The organism is Novosphingobium aromaticivorans DSM 12444, assembly GCF_000013325.1.
Lineage (GTDB): Bacteria > Pseudomonadota > Alphaproteobacteria > Sphingomonadales > Sphingomonadaceae > Novosphingobium > Novosphingobium aromaticivorans.
This window is the reverse complement of the sequence record NC_007794.1, coordinates 1,076,554-1,099,738: the sequence shown is the minus strand read 5'-3', so window position 1 is coordinate 1,099,738 and position 23,185 is coordinate 1,076,554. Positions and strand designations below refer to the sequence as shown.

At 66.2% G+C, this 23,185-nt stretch carries 21 protein-coding genes and 1 tRNA gene; 14 read left to right on the top strand and 8 right to left on the bottom strand.

What is annotated here, in order from left to right; all coding sequences use genetic code 11:
- Window positions 1–56 precede the first annotated feature (56 nt).
- From infA to SARO_RS05260, 5 genes are all read left to right on the top strand, one after another.
- On the top strand, window positions 57–302 hold the full coding sequence (gene infA / locus SARO_RS05280; RefSeq protein WP_041550738.1) for a translation initiation factor IF-1: 246 nt from the start codon (window positions 57–59) through the stop codon (window positions 300–302).
- Entirely contained in the window at window positions 302–907 is a 606-nt protein-coding gene (locus SARO_RS05275) for a Maf family protein (RefSeq protein WP_011444716.1), read from the top strand. Before infA ends, SARO_RS05275 begins: the two co-directional genes overlap by 1 nt.
- The gene (locus SARO_RS05270) at window positions 897–1,895 is read left to right on the top strand and encodes a ribonuclease E/G (protein ID WP_011444715.1); all 999 of its coding nucleotides are present in this window, start codon (window positions 897–899) and stop codon (window positions 1,893–1,895) included. The genes SARO_RS05275 and SARO_RS05270 overlap by 11 nt, the downstream gene beginning before the upstream one ends.
- Window positions 1,892–2,065: a DNA gyrase inhibitor YacG gene (gene yacG / locus SARO_RS05265; RefSeq protein ID WP_011444714.1), complete on the top strand. Its 174-nt coding sequence runs from the start codon at window positions 1,892–1,894 to the stop codon at window positions 2,063–2,065. The genes SARO_RS05270 and yacG overlap by 4 nt, the downstream gene beginning before the upstream one ends.
- A 120-nt stretch (window positions 2,066–2,185) precedes the next feature.
- Window positions 2,186–2,261: transfer RNA gene (locus tag SARO_RS05260), tRNA-Phe, on the top strand.
- 231 nt (window positions 2,262–2,492) lie between these two features.
- Here the strand turns inward: SARO_RS05260 and SARO_RS05255 are convergent.
- Together SARO_RS05255 and SARO_RS05250 are read right to left on the bottom strand one after the other, a co-directional pair.
- A complete protein-coding gene (locus tag SARO_RS05255) occupies window positions 2,493–4,223 on the bottom strand; it encodes an amidohydrolase (RefSeq protein ID WP_011444713.1) in 1,731 nt (576 codons plus the stop codon).
- Window positions 4,224–4,237: 14 nt separating this feature from the next.
- Window positions 4,238–6,613, bottom strand: a complete 2,376-nt coding sequence (locus SARO_RS05250) for a TonB-dependent receptor (protein ID WP_011444712.1) — start codon at window positions 6,611–6,613, stop codon at window positions 4,238–4,240.
- A gap of 344 nt (window positions 6,614–6,957) precedes the next feature.
- Here SARO_RS05250 and SARO_RS05245 point away from each other — a divergent pair, with 344 nt between their 5' ends.
- From SARO_RS05245 to SARO_RS05225, 5 genes are all read left to right on the top strand, one after another.
- Entirely contained in the window at window positions 6,958–7,905 is a 948-nt protein-coding gene (locus tag SARO_RS05245; RefSeq protein WP_143004778.1) for a helix-turn-helix transcriptional regulator, read from the top strand.
- A 146-nt stretch (window positions 7,906–8,051) separates the two neighbouring features.
- Window positions 8,052–9,479: an FGGY-family carbohydrate kinase gene (locus SARO_RS05240; RefSeq protein WP_011444710.1), complete on the top strand. Its 1,428-nt coding sequence runs from the start codon at window positions 8,052–8,054 to the stop codon at window positions 9,477–9,479.
- Window positions 9,480–9,489: 10 nt separating this feature from the next.
- Entirely contained in the window at window positions 9,490–10,635 is a 1,146-nt protein-coding gene (lldD, locus tag SARO_RS05235; protein ID WP_011444709.1) for an FMN-dependent L-lactate dehydrogenase LldD, read from the top strand.
- Window positions 10,636–10,658: 23 nt separating this feature from the next.
- Complete coding sequence (gene rhaT, locus SARO_RS05230) at window positions 10,659–11,732, top strand: L-rhamnose/proton symporter RhaT (RefSeq protein WP_011444708.1); 1,074 nt, start codon at window positions 10,659–10,661, stop codon at window positions 11,730–11,732.
- Window positions 11,733–11,795: 63 nt separating this feature from the next.
- Window positions 11,796–12,569, top strand: coding sequence for a DeoR/GlpR family DNA-binding transcription regulator (locus tag SARO_RS05225; protein ID WP_011444707.1), 774 nt, complete (start codon window positions 11,796–11,798; stop codon window positions 12,567–12,569).
- 180 nt (window positions 12,570–12,749) lie between these two features.
- Here SARO_RS05225 and SARO_RS05220 read toward each other — a convergent pair whose 3' ends face one another.
- The 6 genes from SARO_RS05220 to SARO_RS05195 are packed head-to-tail and all read right to left on the bottom strand — an operon-like array spanning window position 12,750 to window position 18,378.
- Complete coding sequence (locus SARO_RS05220; protein ID WP_011444706.1) at window positions 12,750–13,214, bottom strand: low molecular weight protein-tyrosine-phosphatase; 465 nt, start codon at window positions 13,212–13,214, stop codon at window positions 12,750–12,752.
- Complete coding sequence (locus SARO_RS05215; protein ID WP_011444705.1) at window positions 13,211–14,224, bottom strand: acyl carrier protein; 1,014 nt, start codon at window positions 14,222–14,224, stop codon at window positions 13,211–13,213. Before SARO_RS05215 ends, SARO_RS05220 begins: the two co-directional genes overlap by 4 nt.
- Complete coding sequence (locus tag SARO_RS05210; RefSeq protein ID WP_011444704.1) at window positions 14,217–16,433, bottom strand: dehydrogenase E1 component subunit alpha/beta; 2,217 nt, start codon at window positions 16,431–16,433, stop codon at window positions 14,217–14,219. Before SARO_RS05210 ends, SARO_RS05215 begins: the two co-directional genes overlap by 8 nt.
- A gap of 45 nt (window positions 16,434–16,478) precedes the next feature.
- Window positions 16,479–17,375, bottom strand: coding sequence for a carbon-nitrogen hydrolase family protein (locus tag SARO_RS05205; protein ID WP_041550174.1), 897 nt, complete (start codon window positions 17,373–17,375; stop codon window positions 16,479–16,481).
- Complete coding sequence (locus SARO_RS05200) at window positions 17,369–17,956, bottom strand: GNAT family N-acetyltransferase (protein WP_011444702.1); 588 nt, start codon at window positions 17,954–17,956, stop codon at window positions 17,369–17,371. Before SARO_RS05200 ends, SARO_RS05205 begins: the two co-directional genes overlap by 7 nt.
- On the bottom strand, window positions 17,953–18,378 hold the full coding sequence (locus SARO_RS05195; protein WP_011444701.1) for a ketosteroid isomerase-related protein: 426 nt from the start codon (window positions 18,376–18,378) through the stop codon (window positions 17,953–17,955). The genes SARO_RS05200 and SARO_RS05195 overlap by 4 nt, the downstream gene beginning before the upstream one ends.
- A 284-nt stretch (window positions 18,379–18,662) precedes the next feature.
- On the opposite strand from SARO_RS05195, the gene purC reads away from it, so the two are divergent.
- The 4 genes from purC to SARO_RS05175 all read left to right on the top strand — a co-directional run bounded on the left by purC (window position 18,663) and on the right by SARO_RS05175 (window position 23,164).
- Window positions 18,663–19,448, top strand: coding sequence for a phosphoribosylaminoimidazolesuccinocarboxamide synthase (purC, locus tag SARO_RS05190; RefSeq protein ID WP_011444700.1), 786 nt, complete (start codon window positions 18,663–18,665; stop codon window positions 19,446–19,448).
- A gap of 314 nt (window positions 19,449–19,762) precedes the next feature.
- Window positions 19,763–20,065 (top strand): hypothetical protein, encoded by a 303-nt coding sequence (locus SARO_RS05185; protein ID WP_011444699.1) that lies wholly within the window; start codon window positions 19,763–19,765, stop codon window positions 20,063–20,065.
- Window positions 20,065–20,259 carry a hypothetical protein gene (locus SARO_RS05180; RefSeq protein ID WP_011444698.1) on the top strand — a complete coding sequence of 65 codons (195 nt, stop codon included), beginning with the start codon at window positions 20,065–20,067 and terminating at the stop codon, window positions 20,257–20,259. The genes SARO_RS05185 and SARO_RS05180 overlap by 1 nt, the downstream gene beginning before the upstream one ends.
- Window positions 20,260–20,317: 58 nt before the next feature.
- Window positions 20,318–23,164: a M16 family metallopeptidase gene (locus SARO_RS05175; RefSeq protein WP_011444697.1), complete on the top strand. Its 2,847-nt coding sequence runs from the start codon at window positions 20,318–20,320 to the stop codon at window positions 23,162–23,164.
- The last annotated feature ends 21 nt before the right edge of the window (window positions 23,165–23,185 follow it).

Here is a 23,185-nt window from a genome sequence, read left to right as displayed (position 1 = left end):
ATCCGATGTTTCGTGCGTTCGGACTCGTCAACAAGCAAAGGCAGCCGAACCCGCCGATGGCGAAAGAAGAACTCCTCGAAATGCGCGGCACGGTCGTGGAACTGCTGCCCAACGCGATGTTCCGCGTGCGCCTCGAAAACGATCACGAGATCCTCGGCCACACCGCGGGCAAGATGCGCAAGAACCGCATCCGCGTCCTCGTCGGCGACGAAGTCCTGGTCGAACTGACGCCCTACGACCTGACGAAGGGGCGCATCACATACCGCTTCATGCCCGGTCGCGGCGGTCCCGGCGGCTTCTGATGGCGGGCGAAGCCTCGCCCGTCGCCCAAAATCCGGAATTGGTCCTGGCCTCCGCCAGCCCGCGGCGCCTCGAACTCCTGTCGCGCCTCGGCGTTTCCCCTGCGCGCGTTCTCGCCACCGACCTCGACGAATCCCCGCTCAAGGGTGAACGCCCCCGCGACCATGCCGTTCGCCTCGCGGCGGAAAAGGCGCGCGCCGCAGCCGCGCTTGCGCCCGGTTGCCTGGTTCTTGCCGGCGACACCGTGGTCGGCACGGGAGCCCGCATCCTGCCCAAGGCCGAGGACGAGGCAACCGCGCGCCAGTGCCTCGCACTGCTTTCGGGCCGCCGCCATCGCGTGTTCTCGGCCGTGGCCGTCATCACCCCCGATGGCACGCTGCGCGAGGCGCTGTCGGAGACAATCCTGCGCTTCAAGCGCCTCTCCGACGAGGAAATCGAAGCCTACATCGCGGGCGGCGAATGGCACGGCAAGGCTGGTGGCTATGCGATCCAGGGCAGCGCCGAAGGTTTCTGCGCCTGGCTGTCGGGGAGCCATTCGGGCGTGGTCGGCCTGCCCCTCTACGAAACGCGCCGCCTCCTTCGCGCTGCCGGACTCGATGTCCGCTGAATGGCTGGTCGAACAGGGGATTGGCGAGACCCGCGCCATCCTCTGCGCCGACGCTGAAATCCGCGCTGCCCGCATCGACTGGGGCGAGGCCCTGCGCCCCGGTCTAGTGGCCGAAGCCCGCCTCGTCTCGCGCCCGGCCGGAGGACGTCGCGGCACCGTCCGCCTCGACAGCGGCGATGACGCGCTGATCGATCAGCTCCCGCGCGAGGCGACCGAGGGCGTCCGGCTGGTCGTGCGCGTCGTGCGCGCCTCGATTGCGGAAAAGGGACGCACCAAGCTCCCCGTGGTCCGCGTCGCCCCCGGCGAAGTGCCCACGCCGGCGCCGGATCTCGCCGCCCGGCTCGGCGCGGCCGGGGACCATGTCCGCATCCTTCCCGCCACCGACCGCACCTTTGTCGAATGTGGCTGGGACGAACTTGTGGAACAGGCGCAGAGCGGCGAGATTCCCTTTGCCGGCGGCTCGCTGCTGGTCAGCCCGACCCCGGCCATGACCCTGATCGACGTCGATGGCTTCGGCCAGCCCGCGCAGCTCGCCCTTGCGGCTGTGCCGGCCATCGCCGGCGCGCTGATGCGCCTGGACATCGGCGGCAACGTTGGCATCGATTTCCCCACCGTGCAGGACCGCAAGGACCGCCAGGCCATTGACGCCGCGCTCGAGGCCGCGCTCGCGGAAGCCGGCTGGCGGGGCGAGCGGACAGGAATGAACGGGTTCGGCTTCGTCCAGCTCGTCTCCCGGCTCGAACGTCCCTCGCTCGTTGCGCGATACGCACGCAACCCGGCAGCCGCCAGTGCTCGCATCCTGCTACGCCAGGCAGAGCGCGTGGCAGAGCCTGGCGCACTGCTGCTCTGCGCAAATCCGCGTACCCTCGATGCAATGCGGCCCGACTGGCTTGAGGAACTCGCACGCCGCACCGGTCGGGTCGTGCGGCTTGCACCCGATCCGGCCCTTGCCCTTTCCGGCGGTTTCGCGCAGGCGGTGCCGCTATGACCATTCCCGCCGCCAAGCCCGGAAAGCGCTGCCCGATCTGCGGCAAGCCTCGCTCCGAAGCCCACAGCCCGTTCTGCTCCACCCGCTGCCGCGACCGCGATCTCGTGCGCTGGCTGGAGGACGGCTACGCCCTCCCCGGTCGCCCTGCCGAAGTGGACCCTGAGGACTGAACTGCGCAATCCGGGCGCAGCGAAATTTTCCTGCACTTGGGGGCTTGCCAAGCCCGCCGCGCTTCGCCATAGGCGCGCTTCCAATCTGAACGGCCCTTGCAAAAGCGGCCGTCAGGCGATGCCCGGGTAGCTCAGTTGGTAGAGCACGTGACTGAAAATCACGGTGTCGGCGGTTCGACTCCGTCCCCGGGCACCACTTCCCAGCGGGCCACCTTCCCAACAGTTGAGACGTCGGCATAGCTCTGCCGTCTATCAAGTCTGCCCGGTCTGTGACTGGCCGCCCTTGCGCGCCGCGATCAAGAAATTCCGGGGGGTCACGGCAGCGCTCACCCATGAATAATGGGAGCAAACGGTCGCTTGCCCCCATTAGCAGAGTTTTCAAGACAGCCCTTGCGCGCGCAGGGCTTACTTCAGCGGCAGCTCGATTTCATGGAGCGCCCTGACCTGTTGCTTCGGAAGACAGGTAGACTTGCTCGCCGTCAATGAACGTCTGCAACACCTTGGTCTTGTGGATTTCGTTCACAGGGACCTTGTAGGGACTGCGCTCCACGACGATGAAATCGGCCTTCATGCCGGTCTCGATGCTGCCGAACTGGTCGCGCTGACCAAGGAAGCTGGCGCCGTTCTCGGTGAAGATGCGCAGAGCCTGGGCAAGAGTGATCTTCTGCCCTTCGCCCAATGTCTCCGCGCTGCCTCCCGGGATCTGGCGGGTGACCATCGTTTCGATGGCGATCCACGGATTGACCGACGGAACGACCGACCAGTCAGATCCGGCAACGACCAGCGCGCCGGTTTCGAGCGCATCGCGAATGGGAATCCACCGCTTCATCCGCTCGTCGCCGATCACGCCACGGATATCTTTGGAAGCGATCGGCGTGGGATACCAGATGTAGGGCGAGAATTCCCATGTCATCTGCAGATCGCGCACGCGGGTGATATCCTCGGGGGAGACGAAACTGTTATGGCCGACGTCGTGCGATGGTCCGCCCCAGCCATTGACCTTGCGGGCATTGGCAACCGAATCGATGGCCTCGCGCACGGCGGCATCGCCAACCGCATGGAACTTCACCGTAAGGCCCATCCTGTCGAACGCGGCGATGGCCGGGTTCAGCCGGTCGGGCGTGATCATCGGCAGCCCCCGCGTCGGCACGTCATCATGGCCATGCGCCAGATAGGGATCGAGCATATAGGCGGTGCGGCTCTCGGTGGGGACGCCATCGAGCACGACCTTGACGCAATCCAGCCGGAAGCGCGGCGTGGAATAGGCGGCGCGCGCATTGATCAGCGCCATGCCGTTGGCTTCGGGCGTGTCTCCCAGCAGCGGCGTCCAGCGCATGCAGCCGCGCACCCGCTGCTTGAGCACGCCTTCGGCCGAAAGCGCCGACAGCGTTCCGACATCCGCCATCGTCACCCCGGCATCGGCAAATGCGGTGATGCCATAGGATAGCATCTGCCCGGTCGAGAGCTTGAGCGCGGCGCGCCGCATCTCCTCGCTGGGCGCGGGGACCACTGAATAAACGAGCCCCGCCGCCGTTTCGCGCAGGAGGCCCGTCGGTTCGCCCTTGCCGTCACGGTCGATCACGCCCCCTGCCGGATCAGGGGTCTGGCGGGTGATCCCGGCAGCCCTCAGGGCCGCGGAATTGACCCAGAGGCTGTGGTGCGATTCGTCCACCAGAACGACCGGGTTTGCCGGGGCGAGGCGATCGAGGAAGGCCTTGTTCTGCTCGCCCTTGCGGAAACCCGCCGCCACCCAGTTGCCGCCGTTGATCCATTCGCCCGGCTTGGCCTTGGCAACGCAGCCCTTCACCGTTTCGGCGATCTCCCTGGCCATGGCACCGGGCCTGATGCGACAGGCAAACTGTTCGAGCCCGGCGAAGGTCACGTGGACGTGGCTGTCGACCAGCCCCGGCATCACCGCCGCACCCTTCAGGTCGATCCGCCGCGCGCCGGGCAGTTTTGCCTCGGCATCCGCGGTCGTACCGACAGCCACGATCACACCGTCGTGGACTGCCAGAGCCTCGGCGGAACCGGACGGCGTCAGCACATCCGCGTTCGTGATGACGAAATCCCGGCTTTCCGCAGCGTGTCCCTGCACCGCTGCACCAAGCGTCAAGCCAAGACCGGCAAGCGCGGAAGCTGCCTTTAGCATCGCCTTCATGTCCTCATCCTTCTTCAGTAACGTACAGTGGCGGTCAGGCCGATGGTGCGCGGGCGCAACGTGGCGTTGCGGTAAAGCGTCGAGAAGCCGACATCATGCTGGCGCAGCAGCAGCGGCGTCGCGTCGGTGACGTTGTTGGCGAACACCGCCAGTTCCACCAGATCGAAGCGCACGCCTGCCCGGAGATTGAGGTTGTTGACCTCGGCCACGCCCGGAATGGTCAGGTCGGCAACGCCGTTGGCGGGATTGCGGGCTGGCGTGTCCGCATTCTGGCGGGACAGATGCTGGAAGTCCGCCCGGACATAGGCATCCTTGCCACCCACGGCGAAATCGTACTGGGCATTGAGCACGATCTGCCAGGGGTTCAGCGGAATGTCGTCGCCCTTGGTGACAAGGTTGAGCGTGGCGGCGGGACCGCCCTTCACCGTCTGGGTGAACTCGGCCTTGGTGTAGCCGATCGACCCGCCAAGGGTCAGGCCGGCCGCTGCCTTGAGCTGGAACTGCACGTCGAAGCCCTTGCTGCGCGCCTTGCCGAGATTCTGGGTGAAATTGAAGCCGCAGGCGTTGAGCTGGACCTGCTGCTGGATATTGCTCCAGTCGATCAGGAACGCGCTGCTTTCCAGGGTCAGCGCGCGGCCGAACAGCTTGTTCTTCGATCCGATCTCGTAGCTCCAGACCGAATCCGATCCGAACTGCTGCGGGCGATCGGAAAGACCGAGGTTGCCCAAGGCAGTTCCGGCGACCGGAGAGCTGGAGACACCGCAAGGCAGGCCCACGGCCGGATTGTAGCCACCGATGCGGAAGCCCTTCGATGCCGTGGCGTAGACGAGGTTGTCCTCGTTGGCTTGCCAGGACAAGCCGAACTTCGGCGTCACCGGGGTTTCGCTCTGCTTGCCGGTGTCATCGACATCCGGGCCGACCACCGGCCCGACGAACTGCGCGCTGGTGCTGAATTTGGTATGCGCCACGCGCAGGCCGGCTGTGAGCTTGAACTGTTCGGTCAGGTTGTAGTCGACCTGCCCGAAGCCGGCGATCTGTTCGTCGGTCGATGCCGCCTTGTCGAGCACGAACGTGTACTTGTCGTCCACCAGCCCCTGGCCGAACACGGCCACGAACGGCACGCCCGTCACCGATTCAAACAGGTCCGGCAGGAATGTGTCCTGGACGAATTGGCGGGCAGTCTGGCGATTGTGCGCATAGAAGCCGCCGATCACCCAGCGCAAGGGGCTGTCCGGATTGTTGGACTGCAGGCGAAGTTCCTGGGTGAAGTTGGATTGCCTGTTGTACTGGAACGCCGGCGCATACATTCCTGCGGGATAGAACGGGTTGCCGGTCCAGAGCGCGGCCTCGAACACGGTGTAATCGTTCTGGGCCTTCTGGTCGCGGTAGAAGTAGGACGTGTTGGAGATCAGTGACACGTCGCCCAGCTCCGCCTCGATCTTCAGCGCGGGCAGCACGAAACGGTCGCGATTCCAGTTGGCAACCGCATTGCCGTTGTTGAACTGGCCCTTCCCGGCGTCGGACAGCACTTCCCAATAGGTGCCCGCGTCGTTGTTCCAGGTTTCCTGGAAATAGACCGAAGGGGTAACTGTGACCGCGTCGGTGGCTTTCCATGCGAGCGATGCGCTGGCCACCTTGGTGTCCTGCCAGTTCGAATTCTTGTCCAGCACGTTGCCGCTGGTGTAGTCGACGCGGTCGATATAGCCACCGTCGCGCCGGTAGTAGCCGCTGACCCGCGCGGCGAGCTTGTCCTTGACGAGCGGCACGCTGATCGCAGCGCCCGCCTCGAAGCTTGCCTCGCCGCTCTTGGTCGTGGCCAGTTCGCTTCGCGCATAGAACTTCATTTCATCGAAATCCGGGCTGGGCGTAATGAAACGGACGGTGCCGCCTTCGGACCCTGCGCCGAACAGCGTGCCCTGCGGTCCGCGCAGCACCTCGACCCGCTGCAGGTCAAAGACTGCGGGAAACGGCGTGAAGGCGCTGAAGCCGACGTTGCGGATCTGGATGGGCGTATCGTCGATATAGATGCCGGTGGTGGAAGACCCTGCCGCCGACGAAATGCCGCGGATGGAAATGTTCGCCGCGCCTGCATTGCGCTGGTCCCCTCGCGAGAAGGTGACGCCCGGAGTCAGGCGAGCGACGTCGTCAACCCGCCGTACGCCCTGCTGATCGAGCTTTTCCTGGCTGTAGGCGGCGATGCTGAGCGGCACCTTCGAAATCGTTTCGGACTGCCGGGTTGCGGTCACGACGATTTCGCCCGGATCCTCGCTGGCCGCTTCCTGCGCGGCAGCAGGAGACACCACGGCCAGAACGGCCGTTCCGGCAAGCAGCGCCTTGTACGAGTTGATCTTGCGCGCATTGGCCGACTGCAGATTGCTTTGCTTGTTCATCATTCCCCCCATGAACAGATGGCTGCCATTGCCGTCGCATGACGGTCATCTGGCGACTTCAGGAGGGAGGCTAGGTCGGGCGCGCACGCTGCCGCATCATCAATTTGGATGATATGAATGCTCCGGCACGGCAGGCAGCACTCAATTTGGCCGAAGATGACAATACGGCCCGAGCCCGCCAATGAGAGCTTCCGTGCATGACGGCGCTTCCATCAGATGTGCTGCAACAGACGTATCGGTGTGCCAGCGCGCCGGACCTATGGCCGCAGACGTTGCAAAGGATCTCGGCCTGCGCGGGAGGATCGCGCATACTGGTGCAGCGGGCCCGGCGCGAAGGCCTGAGGATGCAGACCCGATGGGCGATGGCCGATCCCTGCCTGCCACATGGAGACTTTCTGGCTCGGCTCGAGGATGCGACCAACCCGCGCATGGCGGCCTACCTCAGCCCGCCGGTGCAAGGCGTTGCCTTTTTCCGCGACGAGGAACGTCTCGATGCGTCCGCCCCCGACGTGCGCCGCCTGCACCAGCTTGAAGCGCAATTCGGCTATCGGCGCTTCATCGGTGCCCGGATCGAACTGAAGCCGGGTGAAACACTGCTGATGGCGCTCTATGCGGAACACCAGGACGCCTTCGGAAGCGAAACCGAGCAAGTGCTGCGCGAGGCCATGCCACATCTGGCGCAGGCCGTTTCCCTGGGGGGCGAATTCGAGGAGTTGCGACAATGGCGCCGCATGGCCGGGGGAGCGCTCGACATGCTCAGCATGGGCGTCGTCCTGTGCACCGACAAAGGCGGCACGGCGCAATACGCCAACCGGGCCGCGCATAACGCACTTGAGGACGCCGCCGTGCGGCTCGAGAGTGATCGGCTCGTGGCTCGGGCCCCGGTTGACGTGGCACGCTTGCAATGCCTGCTCGATCGCGCAGGCCAGGGGCAGCCCGGTGGCGCGCGCTTCGGTGCCGGCCCCGCCGCGGTAGACCTTCTGGCCACGATGGAACCGGCCATTCCCGGAGCGATCGCAGTAATGGTATCGCGGCCATCCGCCAGGACCACGCCTCCGGTTGCCCCGCTCGGCGAGATCTACGGTCTGACCGCCGCCGAAGCGGCGCTGGCGGCGGCCATCTGCGCGGGTTCGAACGTCAACGACTACGCGGCGGCGCGGGGCATCGCCATCGCTACGGCGCGGTGCCAGTTGCGCCAGGTGCTGGCCAAGACCGGCGCCAGCCGCCAATCGGACCTGGTGCGACAGGTCTGGGCCTCCGCGCTCGCAGCCTGCGTGGTGCAGCCTTCCTGACCCCAAATCTTGGTGACGTCGTTCGGTGCAACAATGCACCCACGCATACAGCGCTTGCGCCGCGCGCTTCTCCGCGCGACTTTTATGCTGGAAACGATCAAGATTGATTGCTATTGATCGTTTTCAAGCATGGTGGGAGAGAGCGCTTGTCTACGGGCGCAACGATAGTCATCGACCTCGGCAAGACGCTGAGCAAGGTCAGCCTCTGGGATCTGGACGGGCGGATGCTCGACCGCCAGGTGCGCCCCAGCATCCCGCTCGAAATCGATGGCATCCGCCGCCTCGATGCACCCGACACCGGCCGCTGGCTGCTCGATGTCCTGTCCCGCTACGCCGATCATCCAGTGACGACCATCGTCCCGGTGGGCCACGGTGCGGGCATCGCAGCGCTGACCGATGGCAGGCTCGCCTTTCCGCCGCTGGACTACGAGCAGTCGATACCCGAAGCCGTGATGGCCGACTACCGCTCGCAGCGCGATCCCTTCGCCCGGACCGGCTCCCCCGCATTGCCCGACGGCCTCAACATCGGCAGCCAGCTCTGGTGGCTGGACCAGCTCCACCCCGATGTCATGGCGAACGCGACCCTGCTGCCCTGGGCGCAGTACTGGGCGTGGTTCCTCACCGGCAGGGCCGTCAGCGAAGTCACCAGCCTCGGTTGCCATTCCGACTTGTGGGACCCGCAGGACGGCGATTTCTCGCCAATGGCAAAGCGACTGGGCTGGGCGGCGCGGTTCGCCCCGATCGTGCGGGCGGGCGATACGGTCGGCGCGCTCCTTCCCGCCATTGCCGAAAGGACGGGCCTGTCGCCGGATGTCCAGGTCCTCGCAGGTCTCCATGATTCCAACGCCGCGCTCCTCGCCGCGCGCGGCTTTGCCGAGATTGCGGACAACGAGGCGACCGTCCTGTCCACCGGCACGTGGTTCATCGCCATGCGCCTGCCCGCCACTCCGGTCGATACCGCTACCCTGCCCGAGGCGCGCGACTGCCTCGTCAATGTCGACGTCCACGGCCGCCCGGTGCCTTCCGCGCGCTTCATGGGCGGGCGCGAGATCGAGACGCTGATCGAGATCGACACCCGCCGCGTCGACATCAAGCCCGACCAGCCCGCGCTTCTTGCCGCCGTTCCCGAGGTCCTGCGCCACGGACGGATGATCCTGCCGACGCTCATGCGCGGCTTCGGACCCTATCCGCACGGGCGGTTCGCATGGATCAACCGGCCCGAAGACTGGTTCGAGCGCCGCGCCGCCGCCTGCCTCTATGCCGCGCTCGTCGCCGATACCGCGCTCGACCTCATCGGATCGACCGGCCGCATCCTCGTCGAAGGCCGCTTTGCCGAGGCAGACGTATTCGTGCGGGCATTGGCCTCGCTGCGGCCGGATTGTGCGGTATACACGGCGAACGCCCATAACGACGTATCGTTCGGTGCGCTCCGCCTGATCGATCCCGGCCTGAGGCCACAGGGCGAACTCGTTCGGATCGAACCGCTCGACACCGGATCGTGGGCCGATCTCGATACCTACCGCAACCGCTGGCAGGCCGAGGTCGAAGCTGCAAAAGTGGAGCCCATTACGTGAGCAACGCCGCATGATCGCCGCCTCGATCCCCGATTTCCGGGAGCTTGCCCGCCGCCGCCTGCCGCATTTTCTGTTCGAATACATCGACGGCGGCTCCTACAGCGAGACCACGCTTCGCCGGAACGTCGAGGACTTGCGCGATATCGCGCTGCGCCAGCGCGTGCTGCGCGACGTGTCCGGACTTGACCTGTCGACCGAACTGTTCGGCCAGAAGGTGGCCCTTCCCGTCGCCCTCGCCCCAATCGGCCTTGCAGGGATGAACGCACGGCGCGGCGAATGCCAGGCGGTGCGCGCGGCGGAAACCGCGGGGATACCTTTTACGCTGTCCACCGTATCGGCCTGCTCGCTCGCCGAAGTCGCGGGCGCGGCATCGAAGCCGTTCTGGTTCCAGCTCTACATGACGCGCGACCGCGGCTTCATGCGCGAATTGCTTCAGGAAGCGGTCGAGCTGAAGTGTTCGACCCTGGTCTTCACCGTCGACATGCCGGTGCCGGGCAGTCGATACCGCGATTATCACTCCGGCCTTGCCGGCGCGTCGGGCATGAAGGGCGCGCTGCGGCGCACCCTGCAAGGTGCAATGAAGCCCGGCTGGGCTTGGGACGTCGGCGTCATGGGGCGCCCGCATGGCCTCGGCAACGTCGTGCGCAAGCTCGATGGCAAGACCGGCATCGAGGACTTCTTTGCCTGGATGCGCAACAACTTCGACAGCTCCATCGCTTGGAGCGACCTCGATTTCATCCGTTCGGAATGGAACGGACCTCTGGTCATCAAGGGCTTGCTCGATCCTGAAGATGCGGTGGAAGCCGCCAACCTCGGCGCGGACGGTATCGTCGTCTCGAACCACGGCGGCCGCCAGCTCGATGGCGTGCTGTCGAGCGCGAAGGCCCTTCCCGCCATCGCCGATGCCGTGGGCGATCGCATGACCGTGCTCGCCGATGGCGGCGTCCGTTCGGGCCTGGATGTCGTTCGCCTGCTGGCACTGGGCGCCAAGGGCGTGTTGCTCGGCCGCGCGTGGGTGTTTGCGCTGGCGGCACAGGGGCAGGCCGGGGTCGAACACATGCTGCGGCTGATCGAGGCGGAGATGCGCGTCGCCATGACGCTGACCGGCGTGAAGAACATCGGTGAGATCGACCGCTCGATCCTCGCCAGCAGATAAAAGAACGAAGGGACAGGATACCGATGGGCGCAAACCCCGCACTGGGCGTGATCTTCCACTGGCTGGGCGGCTTCTCGTCGGCCAGCTTCTACGTGCCGTACAAGCGCATCAAGCTCTGGTCGTGGGAGGTTTTCTGGCTCGCGGGCGGCCTGTTCTCCTGGGCCATCGCGCCGTGGCTCTTCGCCTCGCTGCGCACCAACAACCTTCTCGGCGTGCTTTCGTCCGCGCCTTCCTCGACGCTGTTCTGGTGCTGGTTCTGGGGCGCGATGTGGGGCTTCGGCGGCCTCACCTTCGGGCTGACCATGCGCTATCTCGGGCTTTCGCTCGGCATGGCGGTGGCACTTGGCCTTACCACGGTAATCGGCACGATGGGCCCGCCGATATTCGACGGTACGCTTGGCCAGATTGCCGCGACGACCAGTGGCAAGCTGACCCTGCTCGGCATTCTCGTCACGCTAGTGGGCATCGTCGTGGTGGCGCGCGCCGGCAGCGCCAAGGAAGCCGAACTGGGCGGCGCGGCCTCCGAAGGCGTCGCCGAATTCAACTTGCGCAAGGGCCTGCTGATCGCGGTATTCTCGGGCGTGATGTCTGGCTGCTTCGCCTGGGGCCTGGCCGCAGGCCAGCCGATCCGGGACCTGACCCTCGCCGCCGGCACCGATCCGCTCAGCCAGGGCCTGCCGGTCCTCTGCATCGTCCTTGCGGGCGGACTGACCACCAATGCCCTGTGGTGCGCGTACCTGATCGCCCGGAACCGCAGCTTCGGCCAGTTCTTCGGCGCGGCCCCTGCCGATGCCGCTCCGGGCGAGCGGCCCAACCTTCTTGCCAACTGGCTTCTGGCCGCGCTCGGCGGAACGCTGTGGTACGGGCAGTTCTTCTTCTACACGATGGGCGAAAGCCAGATGGGCAAATACGGCTTCTCGTCGTGGACGCTGCACATGGCGTCGATCATCCTGTTTTCGACGCTCTGGGGCTTCGCGCTGAAGGAATGGAAGGGCGCATCCGGCCGCACGCGCACGCTGGTGTGGACCGGCATCGGCCTTCTGGTCGGCGCGACGGTGGTGATCGGCGCGGGGAACATGCTGAATGCGTCAGCCTGAAAAGAGTGATCGATTTCGATCATTCCCCGGTGCATAAGCGCGCCGGAAGGGGACGTGAGGGTCATGCACGCGGCGGAACGGGAACGGCTAATCCTTGATGCTCTGAAGCCAAGCGGCTTCATCAGCTATCGGGATCTCGAGGCGAGGCTTGATGCCTCCCCCGCGACGATCCGGCGCGACCTGACGCGGCTCGAGGAAACCGGGCAGATCGTGCGCGTCCACGGCGGCGCCAAGCTGCCCGAGGACGACGGTTCGACCGCCCCGCGCCTGCTCGGCACGCCGTTCGACCAGTCGATCACCCAGAACCTCGCGGCCAAGCGCGCCATCGGCAAGGCGGCGGCCGCGCTCTGCACGCCGGGCGAAGGCGTGATGATCGATGGCGGCACCACCACGCTTCAGATGTGCCCCCATCTCGATGGCCTCGGCCTTCAGGTGCTCACCAACTCGCTGCACATCGTCAATGCCCTGCTGCCGCAGCCTTCCACGCGTATCCTGCTGCCTTCGGGCGCGCTGTTCCGCGAACAGAACATCATCCTTGCCCCCGCCGGCGAGGAATCCATGCCGCGCTTCCACGCTCCGCGCCTGTTCATGGGCGCGGCAGCGGTCGGCCCCCAGGGCGCGATGCAGGCCGACGTCGTGCTGGTCGCCGCCGAGCGCCGCCTGATCGACCGCGCGGAAGAAGTCATCCTGCTCGTCGACAGCAGCAAGTTCCGCAGCCAGTCGGGCACCATCGTCTGCGGGCTGGACGAAATCGATACGATCATCACCGACAGCGGCATCCCTTCCGACACCGCCAGGGCGCTCCAGGACGCCGGGGTGAACCTGCTCGTCGTCTAGACCGGGGTCTAGGCCGTAAACTCATGAATGGCGCCATCGAGGTTTGAGGCAAAACGGCAGGTGCAAGGAAGGAGGGCGCAGGAATATGTCGATATTTCAAGCCCGACTGACGCGGCAGATGGCCGTTTTGGTCAAATCCCGCAGGGACGCCGGAATGGTGCCATTCATGAGTTTACGGCCTTAGCGCAGGAACCGCCGGACGATCTGCTCGGCCGCGCTGCTCACGTCGGCCCATGCCTGCTCGAAATCCTGCTCGTCGCCGTAGTAGGGGTCGATCACCGCCGTACCCTTGCGCCCCGGGACGATGTCCATGAGCAAGCCCACCTCGGCAACGGCGCGCGCCGGCTGGATGCGGCGCAGATCCTTGAGGTTCTGCGGATCGAGCGCGAAGATGTGCCCGAAGCGGGCGAAGTCCTCCGCCGCCACCTGCCGCGCGCGGTACCCCGAAATGTCGAGGCCGTTCGCCAGGGCCACCGCCTGCGCGCGCGGATCGGGCGGGCGACCGACGTGCCAGTCTCCGGTGCCTGCGGAATCCACCGTCACGGCAACCCCCGCCTCCCAGGCGCGCGCGCGCAGGGCCGCCTCGGCCAGCGGGGAGCGGCAGATATTGCCAAGACACACGAACAGTACTGAAGGCTGGCTCACGGGATCACGATACCTCGCTGGCTGGGTCTGCCCATGCCGATCAGGAACGGATCCTCTCCCTGCCGCGCAGCAAACACCGCGCGCGACGAAATGTCCAGCCAGTCCAGCGCGACCAGCATCTGGCCGATGGCGCCGCCCAGCGTTTCGCCCGGCCCGAGCAGCACGACGCGATCGGGCGCGAACTCCCGGATGCCGACGGTCATCGCGGCAGTGAAATCGTAAGGCGCAAGGATCTGGTGGCCGAAGGTATAGTCCCACAGGTCATGGCGCGCGCTTTCGAAACGCCGCCACACCTTGCCGCGTCCGTCGATCAGCGGCACCTGCGGCTGCCCGAACCATTCCTCCGGAAACTGCGCACGGGCGGCATCGCTGCTCGCCTGCATCAGCGGCGTGTGGAACGGTCCGTGCCCCGCCAGCCGCATCGGCGGCCGCGCCAGCGCGGGCAGGTCCTTCTCCAGCGCGTCGAGCGCGGCCTCGCCCCCCGCCACGACCAGCATCCCGCCCAGCCGGATGGAGGGCATAACCCCATGCCGCGCCATCGCCGCCTCGACCGCGCGCCGCAGGGCCGGATCGACCTTCCAGTCCTCGTCTACCAGCACCAGCACTGCCTGTCCGCCCGGTTCGTGCTTCTGCGAATTCACGCCCATGCCATCGGCAATGGCAAAGCCATGTTCGCCCGCAACGGCCCCGGCGCAGGCAAGCGCGGTGTACCAGCCCATTGAATTGCCGGTCACGGCCACGATCTCGAACCGCTCGCGATCCAGGCCAAGGAAATCGAGGTAAGCGCAGGCATGGATCAGCGGCGCCGCATTGTCGCCGCGCAGGTGGGCCGGGGTGAACTTCACCGCACCATCCAGCGCAGACAGCGTCTCCTTGCCCGCCTGCTCGCGCATGGCATCGAACCGCGCGAGCCACTCCGACCCTGCATGATGCCGCGCCAGATAGCCAAGCTCGGGCGCGTTGTAGGTCCCGCGCCCGGGGCAGACGACCAGAACGGTTTCCTTAGCCACGCACCATCTCCAGCACCTTGACCACGATCCCGTCCCGGCTCGGCAGCGTATGCGTTGCCGCGCGCGCGAGCGGGATGAAGCTGTCGGTCGCCGCCATCCGCGCGATGGCCTTGCCCGGCGCTCGCTCGGCCAGCAGGGCCATCAGCGCCTCGTTCTGCCCCCCGGTGATCCGGCATTCGTCCACCACCAGCACGCGCGAACACGGCGCGACCGCATCGAGCACCGCCGCCTCGTTCACCGGCCCCAGCCAGCGCAGATCGATCACCCGCACGTTAACGCCGCGCTCTGACAGCAACTTCTGCGCCTGGAGCGAAAGGTAAAAGCCATTGCCATAGGTCACCACGGCCAGGTCGGTGCCTTCGCCTCGCCCAGAGTCGAAAACGCCGATCTCGCCAAACGCGATCTCTCCCTCGCCCGGCGGTTGGTAGACGCTCGACCACATGCCATCGCCCGGCTCATGCAGGTCGCGCGTCATGTAGAGCGCGATCGGCTCCACGAACACGACCACGCGCCCTTCATCGTGCGCCAGCCTCACGCATTCGCGCAGCATCGCCACGGCATCGCGCCCGTTCGACGGCACCGCCAGCACCACGCCCGGAATGTCGCGGAAGACGGCCAGCGAGTTGTCGTTGTGGAAGTGCCCGCCAAACCCCTTCTGGTAGGGCAGGCCCGCGATCCGCACGACCATCGGGTTGGTGTATTGCCCGTTCGAAAAGAACGAGAGTGTCGCCGCCTCGCCCCGGATCTGGTCCTCGGCGTTGTGGACATAGGCAAGGAACTGGATCTCGGGCATCGGCAGCAGCCCGTTGTGCGCAGCCCCGATGGCAAGCCCGAGAATTGCCTGCTCGTCGAGGAGGGTATTGATCACCCGCGCCGATCCGAACCGCGCGTGCAGCTTTTGCGTCGCGGCATAGACCCCGCCCTTCGGCCCCACGTCCTCGCCGCAGACGATCGCGTTGGGGTACTGCAACAGCAGGTCCGCCATGGCCCAACTGATGAGCTTCGCCATATGCTGCGGCTTGTCCATCGCGGCGGCATCGTCGGCAAAGAGCGCGGCACGCTCGTGCGCCGAAGCCTGAGGGCGCGCCGCCCCTTCGCGCCTGGGGGGCACGATGCTGGCCATCACCGCCGCCGCGTCGGGCAGCTTGGGGCGCTTGATGGCAAGCTCCACCTGCCGTTCCAGCGTGGCCTCGATCTCGTCATAGACGCCGCGCACCTGCGCCGCCGACATGACGCCTTCCTCGATCAGCAAGGCCGCGCTCGCCAGCAGCGGATCGCGCTCTTCCTCGGCTCGGATCTCCTCCTTGCTGCGATAGGCAAGCTGCACGTCATTGCCCGCGTGGCCGTAGAGCCGCACCGTCTTCATGTGCAGGAACACCGGCTTTCGCTGCCGCCTCGCGATCTCCAGTGCCTGTCTTGCGGCCGCGCAGGTATCGACAAGGTCCGATCCGTCGCAGGGAATGTAGTTCAGCCCCGCCCTGCCCGAGAAGTTCGCCTCGATCCATCCCGGCGGCGTGCGTGTGGAGATGCCGATGCCGTTGTCCTCGCACAGGAAGATGATCGGCATTGGCGTGCCCTGAAACGCCGCCCAGCACGCAGTGTTGATCGCGCCCAGCGCGGTCGAATGGTTCGCGCTAGCATCGCCGAAGCTGCACAGCACGACCCCGTCCTTCGACAGCACGGTGTCGTCGAATCCCATCCTGCGCGCGATGCCGATGGAAAAGGCCGCGCCCACCGCCTTGGGCAAGTGGCTGGCGATGGTCGACGTCTGCGGCGGAATGAACAGCCGCTTGGATCCCAGCACCTTGTGGCGCCCGCCCGAAATCGGGTCCTCCATGCTGGCCGTGAAGCTCAGCAGCATGTCCCACGCCGGATTCTCGCCCGGCACGCGGTGGGCGCGGTGGATCTGGAACGCGGCGTCGCGATAGTGAAGGAACGCCATGTCATCCATGCGCAGCACTTCGGCCAGCACTGCATTGCCCTCGTGGCCCGACGATCCGATCGTATAGAACCCCTCGCCCCGCGCCTGCAATTTGCGGCTGAGCCGGTCAAGCTGGCGCGACAGCGCTTGCGACCGGAACAGCGCTGCCGCCCTCTCCGGCGCCAGCCCCACATCCTTCAGCCCAAGGTTGGAACGCCGTCGTGCGGTTCCCTTGTCCAGCGCATCAAGGAACTGCCGGTGGACCTGCTCGGCGGCATCAAGCGACATTGCGGATGGTTTCCCTCGTAACGAACCAGCCTGATAGCCGCCCGCCTATCGCAAGTCCACGATCTCCACCGGCGGAAGCGGAGCCGCGCCCGGCTGCTCTGTCCAATGCAAGGCGTTCAGCACGCCGCCATCGGCACGAAGCTCGGCCACTCTTGCCGTATCCACTTCGGCAAGGACCCATTGCGCCGCGCCTTCGTCCCCGATCGCCAGAACGCCGTCTTCGGGCATCCCGCGATCCGGCGGACCATAGACCCCTGCCGCACCGCGATTGACGTCGACCGCCGGGGACCATTCCGCCTCTCCGACAGTAGGCGAATGGACCGCATAGCACTGCCCTTCCAGCGCGCGCGCCTGCGCCCCGATCCGCACACGCCAATATCCATGGAGCGAATCCGTGCACGACGGCACCAGCACGACTTGCGCCCCGGCCTCCGTGCAGGCGCGCGCCAGCAGCGGAAATTCGCTGTCATAACAGATGGTCACCGCCAGCCGCCCCAGCGCCGTGTCAAACACCCGCAAGGTCGAACCCGCCGCGATATGCCACTGCTCACGCTCGAACCGCGTCATCACCAGCTTGTCCTGCACGCCGGACCTGCCGTTGGGCGCAAACAGCCGCGCCGCGTTGCGAAAGCGCCCATCGGCATCCTTGCGCGGGGCAGATGCCGCCAGAATGTGCATCCCCGTCTGCCCAGCCAGTTCGGCATGGAGAGCATCGACGCGCGGCAACAGCGAGGAAACCGTCTCGATCGACAGGGCAAGATCGCCCATCGTCGCGGAATCGAGGCTCGCCAGTTCCATCGCGCCATACTCAGGAAAAACCGCCAGCTTCGCGCCAGCCGTCGCGGCCTCCTCCACCCAGCGCGTCAGCTTCGCCTCATAGGCATCCCACCCCTCCAGGCGGTCGACCGGATATTGCGCGGCGGCAACGGTAAAGCTCACCATTGCCGCAGCCAGTATTGCATCGCGTTCACCCGCTCCGCTTCCTCGCCGTGTTCCTTCCACGAAAGCTGCGTGGTCAGCCCGGGCACCACGGCATAGCCACGCTTGGTCCAGAACGCGTCGAGCGGCGTGTAGTCCGCTGGCCGCGCCGGGTGGTCGTCGGCCCGCATCACGGCGGCAAAGCACGCGGCGTTCGCCCCGCAGGCTCGCGCCTGCGCCTCGCGGTGGTCGAAGAAGGCATGGCCGATCCCATGCCCGCGATACTCGGGCAGCAGCACGCTCTCGCCGAAATAGAACAACCGCGTCACATCCAGCCCGCGCGCCTCGAACGGCGCGCGGAACTCGGCCTTCTGGTGCATCATCGGCGCGGCTGTTGCCGCGCCCACGATTCGTCCGCCCTCGAAGGCCGCCACCAGCACCGCGTCTGGCGCCGCCGCATATTCGGCAAGGTACTCGGCCTCATAGGCCGCATCGCCATCGTAAAGGTAAGGGTAGGCCGCGAATACGACGATCCGCAGCCGCGCCAGGTCTTCCAGTGCCGCCGCGATCTCGTCGCCGGTCAGTGGCCGGACAGTGATGCTCACTCGCCCACGACCTGCCTGGTCCAGTCGGCAAGGTTGTAGTACATCGTCAGGCGCGCGATCTTCCCGCCCTCAATGCCGATGAACGCGCCGGCCGGCAGGACATATTTCTGCCCGCTCGCTTCTGGCAGTCCTTCGTCGGTGGCCAGGTATGCGCCATGGACGACGAACTCCGCCGCAGCGCGGGTGCCGTCCTCGCTCGCCATCAGCACGATGCCCTCCAGGCGCTCCTTGTAGCAGCGCTCCATGTGCTTCAGGAATTCGGCGAACGCGGCCTTTCCGACCACGCGATCGCCCTGGTTCACGTCGTGCGCCACGTCCTCGCTGAGGCAGTCCAGCATTCCCTGCCAGTCGCCCGCGTTGAACGCGGCATAATAGCGGGCAAGCAGCGCGATCGCATCGGTACGGGCGGCGGGGCTGGTCATGGGCAAATCTCCTTCGCAGCCGGTCTAGCCAACCTCGCGCGCCGGTTCCAGCCATGCGCCGGAAAGGCAGCTTTGCCGCCCCGCAAGGATCGCGATGCCCTCGGCGCGGGCCCGGCGCGCGCCCGCTGCCACCACGACTCGCACCCGCGCAATTGCACTTTTTCGCCAGTTCGCTTATGGGCCAATCGAACGCCCCGGCCGCAGCGATGGAGTCGTCTCCACGTGATGCCGGGGTTTCTTATTCCGGCCGGGACATACCCGGCGCCGTGCAGGAAGACGAAACGATGTCCCGTCGCCGCCAGATCTACGAAGGCAAGGCCAAGATCCTTTACGAGGGCCCGGAACCCGGCACCCTGATCCAGTACTTCAAGGACGATGCCACCGCGTTCAACGCGCAGAAGCGCGGCACGATCAACGGCAAGGGCGTGATCAACAACCGCATCAGCGAGTACGTGTTCACGCGCCTCGCCCATATCGGCATTCCCACGCACTTCATCCGCCGCCTCAACATGCGCGAGCAGCTGGTTCGCCAGGCGGAAATCATTCCGATCGAAGTGGTCGTGCGCAACATCGCCGCCGGCTCCATCTCCAAGCGCCTCGGCATCGAAGAGGGTGAGCCGCTGCCGCACACCCTGATCGAATACTACTACAAGGACGATGCGCTGGGCGATCCGATGATCGCGGAAGAGCACATCGCCTGCTTCGGCTGGGCCAGCAACGAGGAAATGCAGGACATCTCCTCGATGGCGATCCGCGTGAACGATTTCCTCTGCGGCATGTTCGCGGCGATCAACATCAGCCTGGTCGATTTCAAGCTCGAATTCGGCCGCATCTGGGACGGCGACTACAGCCGCGTGATCCTGGCCGACGAGATCAGCCCCGACGGCTGCCGCCTGTGGGACATGACCACCGGCGAAAAGCTCGACAAGGACCGCTTCCGCCGCGACCTCGGCGGCGAGGAAGAAGCCTACCAGGAAGTCGCCCGCCGCCTCGGCCTGCTCGAGAATGACGGCGGCCCGAGCGAAGTCTTCGACCTCGGCGCCCACCGCAAGCTGCGCGGCAAGAAATAAGCTTCTCAGCTCCGGCTGAAACACAAGACCCCCTTCGGCAACGGAGGGGGTTTTCGTTTGCCCCGCTCGTATGGACCAGACTCTTCCATATCGGTGCAAGCTCCAGCCTTCACATTCGCAATGCGGGGTATGGGTGAAGGATGATCGAACCTGTCCATGCGCCCTGGACCATCCGTTGGATCGCGGCCGTACTCTACTCTCTACCCGGCCCGACCGAGGCATGGGCCTCTATAATTGACACATTGATCTGGCCGCTGGTTGTCCTTTTCCTCATCTTCCGCTTCCGGATCTTCCTTCGGCATTACCTCTAGGTCATGGCTGACCGCCTGGAGCGCGACCACGTCAAGCTGGGCTGGTTCGAGATTCGGGCCCAGGATCAGGTGACGGTTCTCGATCCATCGGTATCGGGCGAATCCACTCTTTCCTTCCAGCCAGACGATATCGACCATGTAGAGCGCATTCTCGAATTCATTGCCGATTCAGCGAACTTCTCCAAACTCTCGAAATGGGTTGAGAATACCTACGGCAAGGACGTGGACCTGGAAGATTTCCTAACGAACCCCAGCTATGCTAACCACCGCGCGCAGGCGTTCAGACAGGTAGAAGGATTGGGGTAATGGCCAAGAAATTCTTCACCAAGGCATCTCCTCGGGCAGCGGCTGGCATCCGCCGACTTTACGAGGGCAAGGGCTACACCGTCCGCTCCATGCTCCAGACGGACGGAACCGTCACCGTTGTCGCGATGAAGGACACCGATCTGGAAGCGATGGCCGAAAGGCACTCTGCCTACCGGGAAGGTGTGTCTGCCTAAGGCAGGACAGCCAACTCCTCATTGCGCGTTCAGGCCCAAGCGGGCACATCTCGGCTCAATGATCCTGCGCCGCCTGCTTCCCCTCGCCGCTGCCCTGTCCCTCGCCGCCTGCGCCGCGCAGCCCGCGCAACTCGCGAGCGCACCCAAAGAAACCTGGGCCTTCCAGCGCAGCGACTTGCCGCCCGATCCCGCCTTTCGCTACGGCCAGCTGCCCAACGGCATGCGCTTCATCATCCGCAAGAACGCCACGCCCGCAGGGACCGCGCAAGTGCGCATGGATGTCGCCACCGGCTCGCTCGACGAGCGCGAGAGCGAGCGCGGCTTTGCCCATTTCGTCGAACACATGGCCTTCAACGGCTCCACCCGCGTGCCCGAAGGCGAGATGGTCAAACTGCTGGAACGCAACGGCCTTTCCTTCGGGGCGGATACCAACGCGCAGACCTCGTTCGAGCAGACGCTCTACATGCTGGACCTGCCGAGGAACGACGCGAAGCTTCTCGACACCGCGCTCATGCTCATGCGCGAGACGGCAAGCGAACTGACATTCGACCCCGAAGCAGTCACCCGCGAACGCGGCGTGGTCCTGTCCGAACTGCGCGACGGACAGGGCTGGCAGCGCACCAATCTCGAAGACCAGCTCGCCTTCTTCTATCCCGCCGCCACCTACCCCCGGCGCTTGCCCATCGGCACTGTCGAGGCCCTCAACGCCGCGACGGCGGATACGCTCAGGGCCTTCTGGTCACGCGAATACGTGCCCTCGAAAACCACGCTCGTCATCGTCGGAGACTTCGATCCCGACGTTGTGGAGCAGGCGATCCGCACCCGCTTCGCCGACTGGCAGCCCCAGGCCGAAACCCCGCGCCCCGACCAGGGCAAGGTTCTTACGAAGCAGAAGGGCGCGGTCGACATCCACCTCGATCCATCGCTCTCCGAACGCGTCACCGCCTCGCGCCACGGGCCTTGGCTGGACGAGCCCGACACGATCGCCAACCGCCGCCGCAATCTCCTGCGCCAGATCGGCTACGGCGTGGTCAACCGCCGCTTCCAGCGCATGAGCCGGACGATCGACCCGCCGTTCCGCGGCGCGGGGCTGGGAACGAGCGAGGTGTTCAGGATCGGCCGCACCACCAATCTCATCGTCGACACCGTCGACGGCGGATGGCAGCGCGGTTTCGCCGCCGCCGCCGCCGCCTATGCCCGGGCGCTTGCCACGGGCTTCACCCAGGTCGAGATCGACGAGCAGGTCGCCAACATCCGCACCGGGCTGGAGAATGCGGCCGCAGGCGCCGATACGCGCCCGCACGGCACGCTGGTCAACGCCGCCCTCGCCCTCGTGCGCGACGAGCAGGTGCCCACGACCCCGCAGTCCGGACTCGACCGCTTCAACCGCTTCGCCGCCACGATCACCCCGCAAACGGTAATGGCCGCGCTCAAGGAAGAAGCGGTTCCCCTCAAGGCCCCGCTGATCCGCTTCCAGGGCCGAACCGCGCCCAAGGGCGGGGCCGAAGCGCTGCGCAAGACCTGGGACAAGGCCACCCGCGCCAGGGCAGCCGCTGGCGAAATCCCCGCACCGACGGCCTTTGCCTATAACGATTTCGGTCCCGCCGGCGCGGTCGTCTCAGACACGGTCGAACCGCTCTACGCCATCCGCCAGATCCGCTTCGCCAACAATGTCCGCCTCAACCTCAAGCGTACCGACCTCGCGCGGGACCGGGTCGAGGTCCGCCTCAATCTCGACGGCGGCGAAATGCTCGATACCCCCGCCCAACCCCTCGCCACCGAGATGACCGGCGTTCTCGCGCGCGGCGGCCTCGGCAAGCACAGCGAGGACGACCTCCAGACGCTGCTGGCCGGACGTTCGGTAGTCATGGGCCTCGGCCCTGGCGGCGACACCTTCGGCAGCGACGCGGTAACGACCCCGCGCGACCTCCAGCTCCAGCTCCAGCTCTGGGCCGCGCTTCTCACCGACCCCGGCTACCGCCCGGAAGGCGAGGTCCTCTATCGCCAGAACATCGCCAACTTCTTCGCCCGCTTGCGCTCTTCCCCGGGTGCGGCGCTGTCCAATGCAATCGGCGGCATCCTTTCCGACAACGACCCGCGCTTCACGCTCCAGCCCGAAAGCGCCTACACCGCGCTGACATATGCAAAGCTGCGGGAAGCCATCGCGGACCGGCTCACCCACGGCGCGATAGAGGTCGCCATCGTCGGCGACATCGACGAGGCAGCCGCGATAGACGCCGTTGCCCGCACCTTCGGCGCCCTTCCCCCGCGCGAGGCAGACTTCCGCGCCTACAGCGCCGAACGCATGCGCGGCTTCACGAGCAAGCGCGGCCCGGTCATCGTGCGCCACACCGGCGAGGCCAACCAGGCGCTCGTCCGCTATGTCTGGCCCACCCGCGACGATCGCGATCCGGAAGAAGCCATGGCGCTCTCCCTGCTCAAGGAAGTGGCAGAAGTCGAAGTGCTCGACACGATCCGGGAAAAGCTCGGCAAGGCCTATTCGCCCGGCGCTGCCAGCAGCCTCAGCCACGTCTGGCCGGGCTATGGAACGTTCGTCCTCGCGGCTTCCGTCGATCTGGCGGACGTTGCAGCCACCCGCACCGCGCTCGACCAGACGGTCCGCGCGCTGGCCGCCGCACCGGTCGATGCGGACGTGCTCCAGCGTGCCCGCGCACCCATGCTCGAACGCATCGACAACGCGCTCAAGACCAACGGGGGATGGATGGCCCTTGCCGAACGCGCCCAGACCGAACCCGAACGCCTCGCCCGCGCAAGGTCCGCCCGCGCACGGCTGGAACGGCTGACGGCGGTAGACCTCCAGGCCCTTGCCCGCCGCTACCTCTCGCCGGACAAGGCGGTGCAGGTACTTGTCCTGCCCGACGGCGCGCCCGCGCCGGAAAAGTGACGCCGCGGCCCTGGGGGGCAG

Bases quoted from the DNA above. Each gene is read 5' to 3' on its own strand.
- infA (WP_041550738.1), top strand. From the start codon at position 57: ATGGCGAAAGAAGAACTCCTCGAAATGCGCGGCACGGTCGTGGAACTG.
- SARO_RS05275 (WP_011444716.1), top strand. From the start codon at position 302: ATGGCGGGCGAAGCCTCGCCCGTCGCCCAAAATCCGGAATTGGTCCTG.
- SARO_RS05270 (WP_011444715.1), top strand. From the start codon at position 897: ATGTCCGCTGAATGGCTGGTCGAACAGGGGATTGGCGAGACCCGCGCC.
- yacG (WP_011444714.1), top strand. From the start codon at position 1,892: ATGACCATTCCCGCCGCCAAGCCCGGAAAGCGCTGCCCGATCTGCGGC.
- SARO_RS05255 (WP_011444713.1), bottom strand. From the start codon at position 4,223: ATGAAGGCGATGCTAAAGGCAGCTTCCGCGCTTGCCGGTCTTGGCTTG.
- SARO_RS05250 (WP_011444712.1), bottom strand. From the start codon at position 6,613: ATGAACAAGCAAAGCAATCTGCAGTCGGCCAATGCGCGCAAGATCAAC.
- SARO_RS05245 (WP_143004778.1), top strand. From the start codon at position 6,958: ATGCAGACCCGATGGGCGATGGCCGATCCCTGCCTGCCACATGGAGAC.
- lldD (WP_011444709.1), top strand. From the start codon at position 9,490: ATGATCGCCGCCTCGATCCCCGATTTCCGGGAGCTTGCCCGCCGCCGC.
- rhaT (WP_011444708.1), top strand. From the start codon at position 10,659: ATGGGCGCAAACCCCGCACTGGGCGTGATCTTCCACTGGCTGGGCGGC.
- SARO_RS05225 (WP_011444707.1), top strand. From the start codon at position 11,796: ATGCACGCGGCGGAACGGGAACGGCTAATCCTTGATGCTCTGAAGCCA.
- SARO_RS05210 (WP_011444704.1), bottom strand. From the start codon at position 16,433: ATGTCGCTTGATGCCGCCGAGCAGGTCCACCGGCAGTTCCTTGATGCG.
- SARO_RS05205 (WP_041550174.1), bottom strand. From the start codon at position 17,375: ATGGTGAGCTTTACCGTTGCCGCCGCGCAATATCCGGTCGACCGCCTG.
- SARO_RS05195 (WP_011444701.1), bottom strand. From the start codon at position 18,378: ATGACCAGCCCCGCCGCCCGTACCGATGCGATCGCGCTGCTTGCCCGC.
- purC (WP_011444700.1), top strand. From the start codon at position 18,663: ATGTCCCGTCGCCGCCAGATCTACGAAGGCAAGGCCAAGATCCTTTAC.
- SARO_RS05185 (WP_011444699.1), top strand. From the start codon at position 19,763: ATGGCTGACCGCCTGGAGCGCGACCACGTCAAGCTGGGCTGGTTCGAG.
- SARO_RS05180 (WP_011444698.1), top strand. From the start codon at position 20,065: ATGGCCAAGAAATTCTTCACCAAGGCATCTCCTCGGGCAGCGGCTGGC.
- SARO_RS05175 (WP_011444697.1), top strand. From the start codon at position 20,318: ATGATCCTGCGCCGCCTGCTTCCCCTCGCCGCTGCCCTGTCCCTCGCC.